Genomic DNA, 13,569 nt, shown 5'->3' with positions numbered 1-13,569 from the left:
TCACTTGCCCGAGAGCATCTGCCCGACGTAGTTGGCCACCGCCCGCACCGCGGCGATGGTGGTCGGGTAGTCCATCCTCGTCGGCCCGACGATCCCCATGCCGCCGAGCAGCGTGTCCATGCCGTAACCGACCGACACGACCGAGGTGCTCCGCATCTGCTCGTCCTCATTTTCCTCGCCGATGCGCACCGTGACCGCACCGGGGTTGCGTGCCGCCGCGAGCAGCTTCAGCACGACGACCTGCTCCTCCAGTGCCTCCAGCACCTGGCGCAGCGAACCCGGGAAGTCCGCCACGTTGCGGGTCAGGTTCGCGGTGCCACCGAGCACCAGCCGTTCCTCGGGGTGCTCCACCAGCGACTCGACCAGCACGGTACACACCCGGGTGGTGGCGTCCCGCAGGTCGGAGGGGGCCTGCTCGGGCAGCTCGGCCACCCTGGCCGCCGCCTCGGTCAGCCTGCGCCCGGCCAGCGCGGCGTTCAGCGAGGTCCGGAGCCGGGCCACGGCCTCCTCGGTGATCACGTCCCCGATGTCCACCGTGCGCTGGTCGACGCGGCCGGTGTCGGTGATCAGCACCAGCATCAGCCGGGCCGCGGTCAGCGGCACCACCTCGAGGTGGCGCACGGTGGAGTTGGTCATCATCGGGTACTGGACCACGGCGACCTGCCTGGTCAGCTGCGCGAGCAGCCGGACGGACCGGCGGAGCACGTCCTCCATGTCCACCGCGCCGTCGAGGAACGAGGTGATCGCCCGGCGCTCGGCCGCGGACAGCGGCTTGATCTCGGAGAGCCGGTCGACGAAGAGCCGGTAGCCCTTGTCCGTGGGGATGCGCCCGGCGCTGGTGTGCGGCTGGGCGATGTAGCCCTCCTCCTCCAGCGCCGCCATGTCGTTGCGGACCGTGGCGCTGGACACACCGAGGTTGTGCCGGTCCACGATGGCCTTCGAACCCACCGGCTCCTGGTTCGCCACGTAGTCCGCGACGATGGCACGCAGCACCTCGAACCGGCGTTCATCCGCGTTCGCCACGTCCACCTCACCTGTCGGGCCGCCTGCTTCGGGTCAAGTTTACGGAAAGCAGGCGGCCCGCCGCTCAGGTGTTGCGCGGGAAGCCGAGGTTGACCCCGCCGTGCGAGGGGTCGGGCCAGCGCGAGGTGACCACCTTGGTGCGGGTGAAGAAGTGGAAGCCCTCCGGCCCGTAGGCGTGGCTGTCGCCGAACAGCGAGTCCTTCCAGCCGCCGAACGAGTAGTAGCCGACCGGCACCGGGATCGGCACGTTCACCCCGACCATGCCGACCTCGATCTCGTTCTGGAACCGCCGCGCGGCGCCGCCGTCGGTGGTGAAGATCGCCGTGCCGTTGCCGTACGGGTTGTCGTTGATCAGCTCGACCGCCGGTTCGTACCCCTCGGCGCGGACCACCGAGAGCACCGGCCCGAAGATCTCGTCCCGGTAGACCGACATCTCCGGCGACACCTTGTCGAACAGCGTCGGGCCGAGCCAGTACCCGCCGTCCTCACCGTCGACCTCGATGCCGCGCCCGTCCACCACCAGCTCGGCGCCCGCCGCGACGCCCGCCTCCACATAGGACTCCACCTTGGCGTGGTGCGCGGCGGTGACCAGCGGGCCCATCTCGGAGTCCGGCCTGCGGCCGTCGCCGACCCGCAGCTTCCGGATGCGCTCGGCGATCTTGGCGACCAGCTCGTCGCCGACCGGGTCCACCGCGACCACCACGGACACCGCCATGCAGCGCTCCCCCGCCGAGCCGAAGCCCGCCGAGACCGCCGCGTCGGCGGCCAGGTCGAGGTCGGCGTCGGGCAGCACCACCATGTGGTTCTTCGCGCCACCGAGCGCCTGCACGCGCTTGCCGTGCCGCGTCCCGGTTTCGTAGACGTAGCGCGCGATCGGCGTGGACCCGACGAACGAGATCGCCTTCACCACCGGGTTCTCCAGCAGCCCGTCGACCGCGACCTTGTCGCCGTGCAGCACGTTCAGCACCCCGGCCGGGAGCCCGGCCTCGGCGAACAGCTCGGCGATGAAGTTGGCCGCCGACGGGTCCTTCTCGCTCGGCTTGAGCACCACGGTGTTGCCGCAGGCGATCGCGTTCGGCACGAACCACAGCGGCACCATGGCCGGGAAGTTGAACGGCGAGATCACGCCGACCACCCCGAGCGGCTGCGCGATCGAGTACACGTCGACCCCGGTGGACGCGTTCTCGCTGAACCCGCCCTTGAGCAGCTGCGCGGCCCCGCAGGCGTATTCGACGTTCTCGATGGCCCGCGCGATCTCACCGGCGGCGTCCGACTCGACCTTGCCGTGCTCGCTGGTGACGATCTTCGCCAGCTCGTCCTTGCGCTCCGAGAGCAGCTGCCGGAAGGCGAACAGCACCCGGCTGCGGGCCGCCAGCGAGGTGTTCTTCCAGCCGGGGAAGGCGTTCTTGGCCGCGGTGACGGCTGCCTCCACCTCGGCCGGGCCGGCGAAGTCGACCTTGGCGGCCACCTGCCCGGTGGCCGGGTCGAACACGTCCCCGGCCCGCTCGGCCACCCCGGAGAAGGGCTTGCCGTCGATCCAGTGGCTGATCCTTGCCGTCACTTGCGTGCCTCCTGCGCCGCCGCGATCGAACCTTCGAGAATTTCCAGCGCCTCACCGGTTTCGGCGTCGGTGAGGGTCATCGGCGGGGCCAGCCGGATCACGTTGCCGTGCAGTCCGCCCTTGCCGACCAGCAGCCCGCGCTTCTTCGCCTCCTCCAGTACCACACCGGCGGCGGGCGGGCTCGCCGAGCGATCCGCCTCGACCATCTCCAGCCCGATCATCAGGCCCTTGCCGCGGACGTCGCCGAGTACGTCGTAGCGCTCCGCGATGTCCCGCAGCCCGCCGAAGAGCGTGTCGCCCTGCTTGGCCGCGTTGCCCTGGAGGTCGTTGTCCAGCAGGTAGTCCAAAGTGGCCTTCGCGCCCGCGGTGGAGACCGGGTTCCCGCCGAAGGTGGAGATCGAGTTCGCGGTCAGGCAGTCCATCACCTCACCGCGCGCGATCACCCCGCCGATGGCCAGTCCGTTCCCGAGGCCCTTGGCGAAGGTCATCATGTCCGGGGTGACGCCGTGCGCCTGCATGCCCCAGAAGTGCTCGCCGGTGCGGCCCCAGCCGGTCTGCACCTCGTCGGAGATGAGCAGGATGCCGTGCTCGTCGAGCACCTCCTTGAACGAGCCGAAGAACCCGTCCGGCGGCACGTTGAAGCCGCCGACGCCCTGGATCGGCTCGGCGATCATCGCGGCCACGTCCCCGGCGGTGCTGGTCTGCAGCACGTCACGCAGGTCCTCGGTGCAGGCGGCGATGAAGTCGGCGTCGGACAGCGAGGAGAACGGGCTGCGGTAGCGGTAGCCGCCGTGCACGTAGCTGACCTTGACCGGGGAGAGCGAGCTGGCCGACCAGCCGCGGTTGCCGGTGATGCCGACGGTGGCGAAGGCGCGCCCGTGGTAGGAGTTGCGCAGCGCCAGGATCTGGTTGCTGCGGCGGTACTGGGTGGCCAGCATCAGCGCGGTCTCGTTGGCCTCGGTGCCCGAGTTGGTGAAGAACACCTTCGCGCCCTCGATGCCGGACAGCTCGGCGATCTGCTCGGCCAGCTCGACCTGCTTGCGGATCAGGTACAGCGTCGAGGTGTGCAGCACGCCGGTGTCGAGCTGGCGGCGGATCGCGTCGGAGATCTCCGCGACGTCGTAGCCGATCGCGTTGGTCAGGATGCCCGCGAAGAAGTCGAGGTAGGTGTTCCCGTTCGCGTCGGTGACCCGGCGCCCCTGGGCCCGCACGATCTCGATCGGCTCGTCGTAGTAGAGCGCCAGCCAGTTCGGGAGGACGGCGCGATGCCGGGAGAGCAGCTCCGATTCGGTCATGCGACCGAGTGTGCGGACCGGCGCGCCGGGAACGCCACGAGCAACCTGTACGGACTCGGCCCCGCGCCCGTACAGTCTGCCCATGTACCCCACGGTCGCCGAGGTGCTCGCCCTGCCGGTGCTCCGGCACGGGCGGCCGCACGTGGTGGCCGGCGCGGCCGGGCTGGACCGCCGGGTGCGCTGGGTGCACGTGGCCGAGGTGATCGACATCGCGCACCTGCTCAAGGGCGGTGAGCTGGTGCTGACCACCGGCGTGGCGCTGCCCGACGACGAGGCGGAGCTGGCGAAGTACCTCGACTCGCTGGCCTCGGTCGGGGTGGCCGGGCTGGTGGTGGAGCTGGTCCGGCACTGGAGCGACGCGCTGCCCGCCGGGATGACCGAGGCCGCCGACCGCTGCGGCCTGCCGCTGGTCACGCTCTCGCGCGAAACCCGGTTCGTGGCGGTCACCGAGACGGTGAACGGGCTGATCGTGGACGCGCAGGTGGACGAGCTGCGCGAGGCCGAACGCGTGCACCAGACCTTCACCGCGCTGACCGTCTCCGGGGCCGAGCCCGACGTCGTGCTGCGCGAGGTCGCCCGGATCACCGACCAGCCGGTGGTGCTGGAGACCCTGTCGCACGAGGTGCTCGCCTACGACACCGCCGGCAGCGACCCCGCCGAGCTGCTGGCGGCCTGGCCGCGGCGGTCCGCGCAGGTCCAGCTCGGCGAGCGCACCGGCTACCACGCGGGCGCGGGCTGGCTGGTCACCGTGGTCGGCGCGCGCGGGCACGACTGGGGCCGCCTGGTCATCGTCTGCGCCGAACCGCCGCGCGACCGTCACGTGGTGGTCGCCGAACGCGCCGCGTCCGCGCTCGCGCTGCACCGGCTGGTCGCCAAGGACACCGACAGCCTGGAGCGGCAGGCCCACCGCGCGGTGCTCACCGAACTGCTCAGCACCCCGGTCCCGGCGGCCGAGCTGGTGGTGCGCGCCGCCGCGCTGGCCGTGCCGCTGACCGGCAGGCAGCTGATCGGCACGGCCATCCGGCCGGTGCTCACCGGCACCGAACCGGCGCTGAACCTGGCCACGGTGTTGCGGGAGCTGGCCGAGGCGGCCGCGGTGGCGACCCGGCGCGCCCGCGTTTCAGCCCTCGTCGCGGTGGTCGGTGACACCAGTGTCGGCGCCCTGCTTTCCCTTTCCCCGCAAGCGAAACCGGAGGCCGTGCTGAAGCGGCTGGCGGCCGAGGTGCACCAGGCACGCGGCGTGGCCCCGTCGATCGTGGCGGTCGGGACCACTGTGGACGGTGCCGCCGAGGCCCGCCGCAGCCTCACCGAAGCCGGGCACGTGGCCGACGCCGTGCCCGCCACGCCGGAGTCGGCCACCGGCTTCCACCGCCTCGAAGACGTGCGCCTGCGCGGGCTGCTGCACCTGCTCGCGAACGACGAGCGGGTGACCGCCTTCGCCTCGCGGGAACTGGGCGCGCTGCTGGCCAAGGACGCCACCACCGGCAACCGGCTGCTGCAGGCACTGCGGTTCTACTGCGCCCACGGGGGCAACAAATCCGCCGCCGCGGCGGCCGCGCACATGTCCAGGACCGCCTACTACCAGCAGCTGGCGCGGCTGGAACAGGTGTTGGGCGTGCCGCTGGAGGACCCGGAATCGATGCTCTCGCTGTACGTGGCACTACTGGCCCACGACATTCATACCACCCGACCGTGAGGGCGATTTTCACCCCGTCGAGTAGCTCAGTGATCAGCTGACGGCGCCGATGAACCGATCATGGCTATTTTTCCCTTCGAACCGCTCACCGCTTGCGCGCTGACCCTGGCCTGCATCGGGGGCCCGGCCCACCCCGCCGACGCTTCGATCGCCCTGTCCACCCTGGACGCGGGCGGCCGCTCCGGCGCCGTGGTGCTGCAGTGCGACCCGGCGGGCGGCACCCACCCCCACGCGAAGTCCGCCTGCGACGCGCTGACCGGCGCCGAGGGCGACCTCAGCCGCGTCACCCCCAAGGACGTGGCCTGCACGCTGGAGTACGCGCCGGTCGAAGCCCGCGCCTTCGGCACCTGGAAGGGCGAGCAGGTGGACTTCCGCACCACCTACCCGAACCGCTGCGCCGCCGACGCCCACTCCGGTGGCGTGTTCGGCTTCTGACCCGACCCGGCAGCCCATTGCTATGAGTGGGGCATTACTTGCGTTGATTGCAAGTAATGCCCCACTCATAGCATTGAGGCCCGGTTTCGGGGCTGTTGAGCTGCGGTTACGCCGGGTCCCCATGCACCATGAAGATCTATGCGCAATCGACACTGTGTTCCAGGACACAGGCATCGGTGAACACTCTGCCACTGCCACCCGGTCCCGCGCCGGTCGCAGGATTCCGCAATGACGCACACCCGATCGCAGGCCGGCGCCTCCCCGTCCGGTGACGAGATCGTGCACCCCGACGGCCGGATCGACCTGGCCGATCCCGGCGTGCTCACGGGCAGCCGCTTCCTCAACCCCGAACTGGCGCCGGTCCCGGTCGGCAAGCGCACCTGGACCACCTACAACTACTTCGCGCTGTGGATGGGGATGGCGCACAACATCCCCAGCTACGCGCTCGCCGCCTCGCTGATCGCGCTGGGCATGAGCTGGGTGCAGGCGTTATTCACCATCGTGCTGGGCAACATCATCGTGCTCGGCCCGATGCTGCTGAACAGCCACGCCGGCACCAAGTACGGCATCCCGTTCCCGGTCTTCGCCCGCGCCTTCTACGGCATCCGCGGCGCCAACTTCGCCGCGCTGCTGCGCGCGTTCATCGCCTGCGGCTGGTTCGGCATCCAGACCTGGGTCGGTGGTGAGGCCATCTACATCCTCACCGGCAAGCTGGTCGGCGACGGCTGGCGCAACGCGGCCGAGATCGCCGGGCAGCCGTGGACGCTGTGGTTGTCCTTCGCGGTTTTCTGGCTGGTGCAGATGCTGATCATCTGGCGCGGCATGGAAGCCGTGCGGCACTTCGAGAACTGGACCGCGCCGCTGGTCTCGGTCGGCTTCCTGATCCTGCTCGGCTACGTGCTGGTGAAGGCGGGCGGCTTCGGCCCGATCCTGTCCGACCCGGGCCGCCTCGGCTGGGGACCGGACTTCTGGAAGGTGTTCGCGCCGATGCTGATGGCGATGATCGCCTTCTGGTCGACGCTTTCGCTGAACATGCCGGACTTCACCCGCTTCGGCGGCAGCCAGCGCAAGCAGATGCGCGGGCAGATCCTCGGCCTGCCGACCACGATGACCTTCATCGCGATCGTGGCCATCCTGACCACCTCGGGCGGGAAGGTGCTCTACGGCGAGGAGATCTGGGACCCGGCGAAGCTGGCGGACCGGTTCTCCAGCCCGGTGCTGGTGGTGCTGGCGCTGATCGCGCTGGTGCTGGCCACCATTTCGGCGAACCTGGCGGCCAACGTGGTCAGCCCGGCCTACGACTTCTCGAACGCCTTCCCGAAGCGAATCACCTTCGCCGTCGGCGGGCTGATCACCGGCGTGATCGGCATCGGCATCCAGCCGTGGAAGCTGTACTCCGACCCGAGCATCTACATCTTCGCCTGGCTCGGTTTCTACGGCGGCGTGCTCGGCGCGGTGGCCGGGGTGCTGGTCGCCGGGTACTGGGTGGTCAACCGGACCGAACTGCACCTGGCCGACCTCTACCGCGAAGGCGGCCGGTACTGGTTCCGCGGCGGCTGGAACTGGCGGGCCGTCGTGGCCACGGTGGCCGGTGCGGTGGTCGCGGTCGGCGGGGCCTACACCGCCGCGGGCGAGCAGGGGCCCTTCCCCGCCGACGGCCTGATCCCGTTCCTCAAGCCGTTCTACGACTACAACTGGGTGGCCGGGCTGATCGTCGCCTTCGTGGTCCACCTCGCTCTCTCTTGGAAGAAGTCCACCAGCGGCAAGCACGCCGCCCCACAAGGAGGAGACCAGTGAGCGACCTGGTACGCGCCGGCCTGATCCAGCAGCGCTGGACGGGCGACAAGGAGTCGATGATCCGCAACGCGGTGGACGCCATCGGGAAGGCCGCGTCCCAGGGCGCGCAGGTGATCTGCCTGCAGGAGTTGTTCTACGGCCCGTACTTCTGCCAGGTCCAGGACGCCGACTACTACTCCTACACCGAGGGCATCCCGGACGGGCCGACCACCAAGCTGATGCAGGAGGTCGCCGAGCGCCACGGCGTGGTGCTGGTGGTGCCGATGTACGAGGCCGAGCAGCCGGGTGTCTACTACAACACCGCCGCGGTGATCGACGCCGACGGCACCTATCTCGGCAAGCACCGCAAGAACCACATCCCCCAGGTGAAGGGCTTCTGGGAGAAGTTCTACTTCCGGCCGGGCAACATGGGCTACCCGGTGTTCGACACCGCGGTCGGCCGGATCGGCGTGTACATCTGCTACGAGCGGCACTTCCCCGAAGGCTGGCGCGCGCTCGGCCTGGCCGGGGCGAAGATCGTGTTCAACCCGTCGGCGACCAGCCGCGGCCTCTCGGAGTACCTGTGGCGCCTGGAGCAGCCCGCCGCGGCCGTCGCCAACGAGTACTTCGTCGGCACGATCAACCGCGTCGGCGTGGAACCGCTGGGCGACAACGACTTCTACGGCCAGACCTACTTCGCCGACCCGCGCGGGCAGCTGATCGGTGAGGCCGCATCGGACACCGAGGAGGAGATCGTGGTGCGGGACCTGGACATGGGCCTGCTCAACGAGGTCCGCGACCTGTGGGCGTTCTACCGCGACCGCCGCCCCGACAGCTACGGACCGCTGACCGAAGCCTGAGGAGGAACGCACGATGCGCACCCTGATCAAGGGCGGCACGGTGATCAGCGCGACCGGCACCAGCGTGGCCGACGTGCTGGTGGAGGACGAGAAGATCGCCGCGGTGGCCGCGCCGGGCGTGTTCGGTGAAGCGGACGAGGTGATCGACGCGACCGGGAAGTACGTGCTGCCCGGCGGGATCGACGCCCACACGCACATGGAGATGCCCTTCGGCGGCACCTTCTCGCACGACACCTTCGGCACCGGCACCACCGCGGCGGCCTGGGGCGGCACCACCACGATCATCGACTTCGCGGTGCAGGCCAAGGGCACCACCCTGCAGTCCACACTGGACAAGTGGCACGAGAAGGCCGACGGCAACTGCGCCATCGACTACGGGTTCCACATGATCGTCTCCGACGTCAACGACACCACGCTCAAGGAGATGGAGTCGTGCATCGGGGACGGGGTGACCAGCTTCAAGATGTTCATGGCCTACCCCGGCGTCTTCTACTCCACCGACGGCGAGATCCTGCTGGCCATGCAGAAGGCCCGCGAAACCGGGTCGACGATCATGATGCACGCGGAGAACGGCATCGCGATCGACCAGCTGGCCGCGCAGGCCTTCGCCGCCGGGAAGACCGAGCCGGTGCAGCACGGGCTGACCCGGCCGCCGGAGCTGGAAGGCGAGGCGACCTCGCGGGCGATCCAGCTGGCCAAGGTGACCGGTTCCCCGCTCTACATCGTGCACCTCTCGGCCGCGCAGGCGCTGGCGGCCGTGGCGGAAGCACGCAACGACGGGCAGAACGTGTTCGCCGAGACGTGCCCGCAGTACCTCTACCTGTCCATCGAGGACATGGCGAAGCCGGGTTTCGAGGGCGCGAAGTACGTGGCCTCCCCGCCGTTGCGGGAGAAGAAGCACCAGGCGGACCTGTGGCGTGGGCTGCGCACCAACGACCTGTCCGTGGTCTCCACCGACCACTGCCCGTTCTGCTTCGAGGACCAGAAGGTGCTGGGCACCAGCGACTTCCGGGCCATCCCGAACGGCATGCCGGGCGTGGAGCACCGGATGGACCTGCTGCACCAGGGCGTGGTGGCCGGGGAGATCACCCTGGAGCGCTGGGTGGAGACCTGCGCGACCACGCCGGCGCGGATGTTCGGGCTGTACCCGCGCAAGGGCGTGATCGCCGCCGGTTCGGACGCCGACATCGTGATCTACGACCCGAAGGCCAAGCAGACGCTCTCGGCCGAGACGCACCACATGAACGTGGACTACTCGGCGTACGAGGGCTTCGAGCTGACCGGCCGGGTGGAAACCGTGCTGTCACGGGGATCGGTGGTCGTCTCGGCGGCCGGGTTCACCGGTTCCACCACGCACGGCCGGTTCCTCAAGCGCGACCTGAACCAGTACCTCAGCTGAGCCGATCGAGGGGTGTCCACTGTGGATTTCGGTGTTGTGCTCCAGACGGACCCGCCGGCGGGTGAGCTGGTGCGGCTGATGACCGCGGCCGAGGGCGAGGGCTTCCGCTACGGCTGGACCTTCGACTCGTGCGTGCTGTGGCAGGAGCCGTTCGTCATCTACTCGCAGATCCTCGCGGCCACCTCGTCGATGGTGGTCGGGCCGATGGTGACCAGTCCGGGCACGCGGGACTGGTCGGTGCTGGCGTCGTTGTTCGCCACGCTGAACGACATGTACGGCAACCGAACGGTGTGCGGCATCGGGCGCGGGGACTCCGCGCACCGGGTGGTCGGCCTCAAACCGTCCACCCTGGCCACCCTGCGGGACTGCATGCACGTCACCAAGGAACTGGCCGAGGGCCGGGAGGTGCTGCTGCGGGACAAGCCGGTGCGCATCCCGTGGGTCCGCGACGGGCGGCTGGAGATGTGGATGGCCGGGTACGGGCCGCGGGCGCTGAAGCTGGTCGGTGAGCACGCCGACGGGTTCATCCTGCAGTGCGCGGACCCGGCGATCGCGCGCTGGACCATCGGCTCGGTGCGGGAGGCGGCCAGGGCCGCCGGTCGTGATCCGGAGGGCATCACCATCTGCGTCGCGGCCCCGGCCTACGTCGGCGACAACCTGGTGCACCAGCGCGAGCAGCTGCGCTGGTTCGGCGGCATGGTGGGCAACCACGTGGCCGACCTGGTCGCCCGCTACGGCGAAGCCGGGGACGTGCCGCGTGAGCTGACCGAGTACATCAGGGAACGCGAGGGGTACGACTACTCGCACCACGGGAAGGCGGGGAACCCGTCCACCGAGTTCGTGCCGGACGAGATCGTCGACCGCTTCTGCCTGACCGGGCCGGCGGGCGCGCACGTGGAACGCCTGCAGGAACTGGCCGAGCTGGGCGTGGACCAGTTCTCGCTCTACCTGATGCACGACGAGCGGGAGCAGACGCTGGCCGCTTACGGCTCCCAGGTGATCGGCAAGCTGTCCAGCTGACCTACTGACCGACTTCGGGGTAGATCCTGAAGTACGAGACGTGCACGGGCTTGATGTGTTCGAAATGCCGCCGATCCACGGTGGCCACCTCGACGGTCTTCAACCGTTCCGCGGTGGCCACCACTGCCGCGTCCGCCAAGCCGAGCGGCCAATCGGAATACTGGCGCATCAACACCGCCATCCGGCGGAAGTCATCGTCCATCGGGTGATAGATCCGGAACTGCGGTGACCGCATGAGTTCCTCGATGTACGCTGCCTCGGCTTCGCCGCCGAGATGCTTCTCGATGAATTGGCACACTTCGGTGAGAACCAGGGATGGCACTAGCAGATCACGAGTAGCGGCCGTCTCCAGCCACGCGACGACGGCCCGGTGATGAGCGTCTTTTCTACTGATCATGGCAATGAGGGGACCGGTGTCAACCACGATCGGACGTGCCACGGAGGTTCTACGATCTCGTCGTGAGCTTCAGTCGTCGTCCTGGCCGCGCACGACGGACTTGACCCGCTCGGACGAGTCGGCCGGCAGCTCGAACATCCCCAGGAAGGACGGCGGCGAGTACGGTTCCGGAGTCGAAGGCTTCTCCTCGATCGCCGGACTCGGCTTACGGGCGCCAACGAACCGGCCAACGGCAGACCTTCGCACCGTCATGCCGGCAGGCTTGTGCAAACCACTCGCAGCAGAACGCACCCGGCCGGTGGCCCCGGCCGGTACGTCGCGGTTCAGCTGCCTGTTGTTCACATCGTCCATGCTACATGCCGGACCTCTCGCGAGCGCCCGCGTCAGGAAGCGGCCGCGGCGGCTTCCTTGGCGCGTTCCTCGGCCTTTTCCGCCTGCCAGCCGTCTTCGTCCTTGCCCCGGCGCCAGTAGCCCGAGATGGACAGCAGGTCCTTGCGGACGCCGCGCTCGTTGAGCAGGTGCCGCCGCAGTTCGCGGACGAAGTCGGCTTCGCCGTGCACGAAGGCCTGCACCACACCGTCGCCGAAGTCGAGGTCGCGGACCGACCGGACCAGGTCGCCCCCGGCGGAGCGGTGCAGCCAGGTGATCTCCGCGTCGGCCTTGGTCGCCAGCGGCAGTTCCTCGTCCGGCCCCCCGACCAGGATGAACGCCTGCACCCGCGCCCCCGAGGGCATCCGCTCCAGCGACGCGGAGATCGCCGGCAACGCGCTCTCGTCGCCGACGAGCAGGTGCCAGTCGGCCTCCTCACCGGGCGCGTAGGCGCCACCCGGCCCGGCGAAGAGCAGGTCGTCACCGGGCTGGACGTTGAGCGCCCACGGTCCGGCGAGCCCCTCGTCCCCATGCACCACGAAGTCGATGGCCAGCTCGCCGGCCTTCTCGTCGTAGTAACGCACGGTGTACGTCCGCGTACGCGGCCAGTGCTCGCGCGGCATCTCGGCGCGGATCTGCTGGAGGTCCATCGGCTCCGGATAGGTCACGCCGGGTACCGGGAAGGCCAGCTTCACGTAGGCGTCGGTGAAGCCGTTGTCCGTGAACTGCCCCAGGTTCTCGCCCCCGGCGACCACCCGCACCATGTGCGGGGTGAGCCGCTCGGTGCGCAGGACCCGCAGGCGGATCAGCGGCCGGGGCCGCCTCGCCGGACGCTCCGCCATGAGTACCCCTTAACTGTGTGTCACCGGAAATCACGTGCAAGCTAAGGCTAGCCTAACGGGAAGCTTCGCGCCTGCACAGATCAGCGCGGCTCCAGTCCCGCTCGAAGATCGTCCCGGGGCTGCGCGAGCAGGCCCGACCGCCGGAATGAGACCTACGTCACTTCCGCCAGCCGGGCCACGCAGTCCAGCTCGTCGCCGATCCGCGCCAGCAGCTCCGCCACCCCGGCCCGCGTCCGCTCGCCGAACCCGAGGAACAGGCGGTTCGCCAGCGCGACCGTCCACACCGGACTCCGCGCCACGGTGAACACCCGGTGGACCACCCGCGAACCACCAGCCACCGGCTCGACCAGGTACTCACCGCGGTACCACCAGCCGCCCTGCGCCCAAACCAGGTCGCCATCGACCCGCCACCCGGTCGCCCGGACGACCGCGCCGAGCACCCGCTCCGGCGGCGCCTCGACCACCCCGGCCACCTCGACCAGCAGCTTCACGCCGTGCGCCGGGTGTTCTGGAACGACGCGATGCGCCAGCCCGCCGGCTCCTCCACCAGCACGAAGGTGACCGTCGACGCCCGACTCGGGTCCTCGGGCTCGCCGTCGAGCGTGGTGCCGCCGCCGAGGACCACGATCGCCACGTCCGGGCGCACGAACCGGACGGCCGGCGGCGTGGTGCCGCAGGTCATCTTCGAGCCCTTGAGCGGGCCGTCGAAGAGGAAGCGGTGACTCTCCTCGATGGCCGCCCGGCCGCGGCTGTTCTGCCCCATGAAGTTCACGTAGTCCGCATCTTCGAGGAACAGCCGGGCGTACGCCGTCGCGTCACCCGCGTTCCACGCCTCGGTCAGCTCGTTCAGCGTGTCGAGCACGGTCATGGTCCCACTCCTTCGAACGGTGTTCGTT

13 protein-coding genes and 1 pseudogene are annotated in these 13,569 nt (G+C 69.7%); 6 read left to right on the top strand and 8 right to left on the bottom strand.

Features of this window, described 5'->3' with window-relative positions; genetic code table 11:
- From hrcA to JYK18_RS21960, 3 genes are all read right to left on the bottom strand, one after another.
- A complete protein-coding gene (hrcA, locus tag JYK18_RS21970; RefSeq protein WP_206803812.1) occupies positions 1 to 1,023 on the bottom strand; it encodes a heat-inducible transcriptional repressor HrcA in 1,023 nt (340 codons plus the stop codon).
- 64 nt (positions 1,024 to 1,087) lie between these two features.
- Entirely contained in the window at positions 1,088 to 2,584 is a 1,497-nt protein-coding gene (locus JYK18_RS21965) for a CoA-acylating methylmalonate-semialdehyde dehydrogenase (RefSeq protein ID WP_206803811.1), read from the bottom strand.
- Positions 2,581 to 3,879, bottom strand: a complete 1,299-nt coding sequence (locus JYK18_RS21960) for an aspartate aminotransferase family protein (protein WP_206803810.1) — start codon at positions 3,877 to 3,879, stop codon at positions 2,581 to 2,583. The genes JYK18_RS21965 and JYK18_RS21960 overlap by 4 nt, the downstream gene beginning before the upstream one ends.
- Positions 3,880 to 3,961: 82 nt before the next feature.
- On the opposite strand from JYK18_RS21960, the gene JYK18_RS21955 reads away from it, so the two are divergent.
- The 6 genes and pseudogenes from JYK18_RS21955 (at position 3,962) to JYK18_RS21930 (ending at position 11,065) form a co-directional block, all read left to right on the top strand.
- The gene (locus JYK18_RS21955) at positions 3,962 to 5,575 is read left to right on the top strand and encodes a PucR family transcriptional regulator (RefSeq protein ID WP_206803809.1); all 1,614 of its coding nucleotides are present in this window, start codon (positions 3,962 to 3,964) and stop codon (positions 5,573 to 5,575) included.
- A gap of 60 nt (positions 5,576 to 5,635) precedes the next feature.
- Positions 5,636 to 6,010: an SSI family serine proteinase inhibitor gene (locus JYK18_RS21950; protein WP_206803808.1), complete on the top strand. Its 375-nt coding sequence runs from the start codon at positions 5,636 to 5,638 to the stop codon at positions 6,008 to 6,010.
- A gap of 228 nt (positions 6,011 to 6,238) precedes the next feature.
- Positions 6,239 to 7,850 (top strand): annotated as a pseudogene (locus tag JYK18_RS21945) (NCS1 family nucleobase:cation symporter-1); the annotation flags it as partial.
- A complete protein-coding gene (locus tag JYK18_RS21940; RefSeq protein WP_206803806.1) occupies positions 7,804 to 8,646 on the top strand; it encodes a nitrilase-related carbon-nitrogen hydrolase in 843 nt (280 codons plus the stop codon). The pseudogene JYK18_RS21945 and the gene JYK18_RS21940, both read left to right, overlap by 47 nt.
- A gap of 13 nt (positions 8,647 to 8,659) precedes the next feature.
- Positions 8,660 to 10,045: a dihydropyrimidinase gene (hydA, locus tag JYK18_RS21935; RefSeq protein ID WP_206803805.1), complete on the top strand. Its 1,386-nt coding sequence runs from the start codon at positions 8,660 to 8,662 to the stop codon at positions 10,043 to 10,045.
- A 21-nt stretch (positions 10,046 to 10,066) separates the two neighbouring features.
- Positions 10,067 to 11,065: a TIGR03842 family LLM class F420-dependent oxidoreductase gene (locus tag JYK18_RS21930; protein ID WP_206803804.1), complete on the top strand. Its 999-nt coding sequence runs from the start codon at positions 10,067 to 10,069 to the stop codon at positions 11,063 to 11,065.
- Between the two features lies 1 nt (position 11,066).
- On the opposite strand, the gene JYK18_RS21925 is transcribed toward JYK18_RS21930, so the two are convergent.
- From JYK18_RS21925 to JYK18_RS21905, 5 genes are all read right to left on the bottom strand, one after another.
- Complete coding sequence (locus tag JYK18_RS21925; protein ID WP_307796015.1) at positions 11,067 to 11,489, bottom strand: PIN domain-containing protein; 423 nt, start codon at positions 11,487 to 11,489, stop codon at positions 11,067 to 11,069.
- 42 nt (positions 11,490 to 11,531) lie between these two features.
- Positions 11,532 to 11,813, bottom strand: coding sequence for a hypothetical protein (locus JYK18_RS21920; RefSeq protein WP_206803802.1), 282 nt, complete (start codon positions 11,811 to 11,813; stop codon positions 11,532 to 11,534).
- A 32-nt stretch (positions 11,814 to 11,845) separates the two neighbouring features.
- Entirely contained in the window at positions 11,846 to 12,673 is an 828-nt protein-coding gene (locus tag JYK18_RS21915) for a siderophore-interacting protein (RefSeq protein ID WP_206803801.1), read from the bottom strand.
- A gap of 152 nt (positions 12,674 to 12,825) precedes the next feature.
- Entirely contained in the window at positions 12,826 to 13,164 is a 339-nt protein-coding gene (locus JYK18_RS21910; RefSeq protein WP_206803800.1) for a hypothetical protein, read from the bottom strand.
- Positions 13,161 to 13,541 (bottom strand): SgcJ/EcaC family oxidoreductase, encoded by a 381-nt coding sequence (locus JYK18_RS21905; RefSeq protein WP_206803799.1) that lies wholly within the window; start codon positions 13,539 to 13,541, stop codon positions 13,161 to 13,163. Before JYK18_RS21905 ends, JYK18_RS21910 begins: the two co-directional genes overlap by 4 nt.
- Positions 13,542 to 13,569: the final 28 nt, after the last annotated feature.

The sequence above is a fragment of the Amycolatopsis sp. 195334CR genome (assembly GCF_017309385.1).
In the GTDB taxonomy this organism is placed as follows: domain Bacteria; phylum Actinomycetota; class Actinomycetes; order Mycobacteriales; family Pseudonocardiaceae; genus Amycolatopsis.
This window is presented reverse-complemented; position numbering and strand designations above follow the sequence as displayed.

What these genes read in the sequence shown, in the direction of transcription:
- JYK18_RS21920 (WP_206803802.1), bottom strand. Translation starts at nt 11,813, where the DNA reads ATGGACGATGTGAACAACAGGCAGCTGAACCGCGACGTACCGGCCGGG.
- JYK18_RS21955 (WP_206803809.1), top strand. Translation starts at nt 3,962, where the DNA reads ATGTACCCCACGGTCGCCGAGGTGCTCGCCCTGCCGGTGCTCCGGCAC.
- JYK18_RS21915 (WP_206803801.1), bottom strand. Translation starts at nt 12,673, where the DNA reads ATGGCGGAGCGTCCGGCGAGGCGGCCCCGGCCGCTGATCCGCCTGCGG.
- JYK18_RS21960 (WP_206803810.1), bottom strand. Translation starts at nt 3,879, where the DNA reads ATGACCGAATCGGAGCTGCTCTCCCGGCATCGCGCCGTCCTCCCGAAC.
- hydA (WP_206803805.1), top strand. Translation starts at nt 8,660, where the DNA reads ATGCGCACCCTGATCAAGGGCGGCACGGTGATCAGCGCGACCGGCACC.
- JYK18_RS21950 (WP_206803808.1), top strand. Translation starts at nt 5,636, where the DNA reads ATGGCTATTTTTCCCTTCGAACCGCTCACCGCTTGCGCGCTGACCCTG.
- JYK18_RS21905 (WP_206803799.1), bottom strand. Translation starts at nt 13,541, where the DNA reads ATGACCGTGCTCGACACGCTGAACGAGCTGACCGAGGCGTGGAACGCG.